Consider the following 4,167-nt stretch of genomic DNA (forward strand, 5'->3'; position numbering starts at 1 on the left):
TCCGGGTATTGTCGTCGCTATCTGAAGCTGATCTGCAAGCGGCGCATCAAGTCGATGCGGAGCAAGCGTCGGCGGTGCGACCGATTGCCCTTTTAGGGGTGCCGGAGTCACTCGGTCCACGCGCCAATTTAGGGCGCGGTGGCGCGGAATTAGGTTGGCAAGCGTTTCTCCAGCAATTTTTGAATTTGCAGGACTCGGGTCGCCTGCCACTTGCGCACTTACTCATGGCAGGTTCGGTCGCTTGTAGCGACTTGCAGATGCGCAGTGAGCATTTAGATCCGCAAAATCCTGAAGAACTGCAACAACTGCGCGCACTTTGCGCCGAACTTGATACGCGTGTCGCGTCGGTTGTGTCTGCTTTGTTCGCCGCTGATATTGAAGTGATTCTAATTGGTGGTGGCCATAATAACGCCTTGCCACTGTTGCAGGGTTTAGCCTCCACGCAAGAACAAGCCGTGGCTGCGGTCAATCTTGATCCGCATTCCGACTTTCGCCCGCTTGAAGGTCGCCATAGTGGCAACGGCTTTAGTTACGCCCACGAACAAGGCGTATTAGCGCATTATCATGTGGTTGGTTTGCATGAAGCGAAAAACTCCAAGACAACACTCGACCAATTGCAGCAAGCCGGTTTCAATTATATCCGTGCGCAGCAGGTACAGCAGCTCAGTATGCGTAAGGTGATGCCGTCCGTTGTCCGCGACGTGGTTGAATGGGGCACGCCATTTGGCATCGAGCTTGATGTCGACGTGATCATGCAAGCGCCGGCAAGTGCGTTGAACTTCACCGGAATTGGCTTTGACGATGCCTGCACCTTTGTTCGCGAGCTTGCTGCGCTGCCACAGGTCCGTTATTTACACCTTGCGGAAGCAGCGCCGTCTTGCCATCCGTCAGGTCTTGATGCCGGCACTCGAGCTGCGGGTCAAATCCTTAGTGAATTAGTGCTCACTTACATTCTTGCCCGCAATCCACAGTGATTGTAGAGGGTTGCCGCCGAATTGGTAAGTAATTTCCTCGGGCGCCGTTAAATCCCACAGGGCGAGATCAGCACGCTGGCCGATGGCGAGTGTACCTTGCCCGTCATCGCCCAGAGCTCGCGCAGCGTTACGTGTGACGCCCAACCAAGCTTCTTCCGGTGTGAGTTGCCACAAGCTGCAAGCAAAATGCATCATCAATGGTAGCTGAATGAAAGGTGACGAGCCGGGATTGGCGTCGGTGGCAATGGCGATTGGTACGCCCGCGTCACGTAAAGCCTGAATCGGCGGTAATTTGGTTTCCCGTAAAAAGTAAAACGCGCCCGGCAACAACACGGCCACCGAACCAGCTTTGGCCATGGAGTCGATTCCGCTTGCGGACAAATATTCTAGATGATCAGCAGACAAGCCATCATAGGCAGCCACTAAAGCGGCCCCATCTTGGTCACTGAGTTGCTCAGCATGCAGCTTCACCGGTAAGCCATAGTGTTTAGCCGCTTGAAAAACTCGCTCCGTTTGTTCACGAGAAAAGCCAATATTTTCACAAAACACATCCACTGCATCGACTAAATTCTCGGCGACTGCCGCCGGCAAAATGGCGTCAATGATGTGATCGATATAACCGTCCGCGTCATTTTTAAATTCCGGCGGTAACGCATGGGCAGCTAACAAGGTGGTGCTTACTTTCAACGGCAGGCGCTGGCCAATTTCCCGCGCGACCCGCAGTTGTTTCAGTTCATCGTCCAAACTCAGGCCATAACCTGATTTAATCTCAATATGCGCAACGCCTTGTGCCATCAGTGTTTCTGCGCGCGGCAGGCTCAATGCCAAGAGCGTGTCCGCCGAAGCTGCACGGGTGGCTTTAACGGTGCTGAGAATTCCACCGCCTTGTGCAGCTATTTCAGCATAGCTGGCGCCGTGCAATCGCTGACGAAATTCACCCGCACGCGATCCCGCCCAAACGAGGTGAGTATGGCAATCCGTCAGCGCCGGGGTGAGCAAACGACCGTGGCCGTCAATAAGCTCTGCCTGAGCATAGTCGCTGGGTAAGGAAGCGCTCGGCCCAACCCACTGAATGACGCCGTCAGCGAAGACGACCGCTGCATCTTTGATGAGTCCGAGATCTGCACTGGTCATACAGGCGGCTTGCACGGAATGAATAACGGTGGCGGTCATCGATTTACCCTTTTTCGGAACAGACAGAAAGCGAAAATGATTGCTTTTTGAAAGTAAGCTTTGCTAATGTATATACAACATATCATAGCAAGCTTTTAAAATTACTCAAGGTGTAACCAAGGTAAGACTATGGCTAAATTTGCCCACATCAAAGAGTTTATCTACCGCAAAATTGAGTCCGGTGAATGGCCTGAATATCACCCGGTCAGCTCGGAGAACGTGCTTGCTCAGCAATTCAATGTGAGCCGCATGACCGCGCGTCGGGCATTGCAGGAGTTAGCGGACGAAGGGCTGGTCACGCGTACCCGCGGTTCGGGCACCTTCGTCGCACCGCTGAAGTCACAGTCCGCACTACTCACCATCCGTAATATTCGTGACGAGATCGAACTTCGTGGTCACCGCCATCATGCGGTTGTCCAAGTTTTGGAGCGCGTTCCAGCGACAGCAAACTTAGCGACCGCTTTGCAGGTTGCTGCTAACACCGAATTACTGCGTTCAGTGATTACCCATTACGAGAATGGCCAAGCGGTGCAAGTCGAAGATCGCTACGTTAACCCATGGTTAGTCCCGGAATATTTAAATCAAGACTTCACCGTCATGACACCGCATGAATACTTGTGCGAAGTCACGCCATTGACCGAAGCGAGTCATTTAATCGAAGCGATTATGCCCACGAACGAACAGATTCAGTGGCTAGGGTTAACCGAGCCAGAACCATGTCTACAAATTCAACGGCGAACAAGCTGCAGAGACGGTGTGGTCAGTCAAGCAACATTGACGCACCCGGGCAGTCGTTTTCGTCTTGGCGGCCATATGACGTTCAAAACCACGCGTCGCCGCGATCAAGAATAATATCCAGGATTGGAGAAATCATCATGAGTTTTACCCGTATTGACGAAAGTCGCGTTGTTCGAGCAGCAACCGGTAGTGAGAAAACAGCGAAAAGCTGGCAAACCGAAGCAGCGAAACGCATGCTAATGAATAATCTCGACCCGGACGTTGCCGAGCACCCGCAAGGACTTGTGGTTTACGGTGGCATTGGCCGTGCCGCCCGGAGTTGGGAATGCTTTGACAAAATTGTTGAGGTGCTCGATCGCCTTGAGGACGACCAAACCCTACTTGTTCAAAGCGGTAAGCCAGTCGGCGTATTTCCGACCCACGCCGACGCGCCACGTGTCTTGATTGCAAACTCGAATTTGGTGCCGGAGTGGGCGAACTGGGAGCACTTTAACGAGCTCGATAAGAAGGGCTTGATGATGTACGGCCAGATGACGGCCGGCTCATGGATTTACATCGGCTCGCAAGGCATTGTGCAAGGCACGTACGAAACCTTTGGTGCGGTTGCCCGGCAACATTTTGCCGGTGACGCGAGCGGCAAATGGGTCTTAACCGGTGGTCTTGGTGGCATGGGTGGTGCGCAACCATTGGCTGCGACCATGGCCGGCTTCAGTATGCTGGCCTGTGAAGTTGACGAAAGCCGTATCGATTTTCGTTTACGCACGCGCTATGTGGATGAAAAAGCAACGGATTTAGATGATGCCTTGGCACGTCTTGAGCGCGCGAAACAAGAAGGCCGTGCCGTGTCCGTGGGGTTGTTAGCTAACGCTGCTGATGTGTATGCCGAGCTCGTGCAACGTGGCGTAACCCCGGATGTGGTCACGGATCAAACCTCAGCGCATGATCCATTGAATGGCTACTTACCGCAAGGCTGGACCATGGCAGAAGCCGCGGCAAAGCGTGAAAGTGCACCACAAGAAGTGGTGGCGGCAGCAAAGCAGTCAATGGCGGTGCAAGTTGAAGCTATGCTGGAATTCCAAAATCGTGGTGCCGCCGTGCTCGATTACGGCAACAACATCCGCCAGATGGCAAAAGATGTCGGTGTCACCAACGCATTCGATTTTCCCGGCTTCGTTCCGGCTTATATTCGTCCATTATTCTGCCAAGGTATTGGTCCGTTTCGTTGGGTTGCGCTGTCTGGCGACCCGGAAGACATCTACAAAACAGACCAAAAAGTAAAGGA

Annotated in this window: 4 protein-coding genes; 3 read left to right on the forward strand and 1 reads right to left on the reverse strand. The window is 53.3% G+C overall.

The features are described from left to right. Positions 1 to 974, forward strand: a 974-nt coding sequence (locus J5F18_RS02585) for a formimidoylglutamase (RefSeq protein ID WP_346300790.1), incomplete at its 5' end; no start/stop codon positions are given. Here J5F18_RS02585 and hutI read toward each other — a convergent pair. Beyond that, a complete protein-coding gene (hutI, locus tag J5F18_RS02590) occupies positions 936 to 2,147 on the reverse strand; it encodes an imidazolonepropionase (protein ID WP_346300791.1) in 1,212 nt (403 codons plus the stop codon). The genes J5F18_RS02585 and hutI overlap by 39 nt on opposite strands. A 129-nt stretch (positions 2,148 to 2,276) precedes the next feature. Here hutI and hutC point away from each other — a divergent pair, with 129 nt between their 5' ends. Further along, entirely contained in the window at positions 2,277 to 2,999 is a 723-nt protein-coding gene (gene hutC, locus J5F18_RS02595; RefSeq protein WP_346300792.1) for a histidine utilization repressor, read from the forward strand. Positions 3,000 to 3,022: 23 nt separating this feature from the next. Continuing rightward, positions 3,023 to 4,167 (forward strand): urocanate hydratase (gene hutU / locus J5F18_RS02600; RefSeq protein ID WP_346300793.1); only part of this gene is annotated, 1,145 nt, incomplete at its 3' end.

It is taken from the genome of Halomonas sp. BM-2019 (assembly GCF_017584085.1).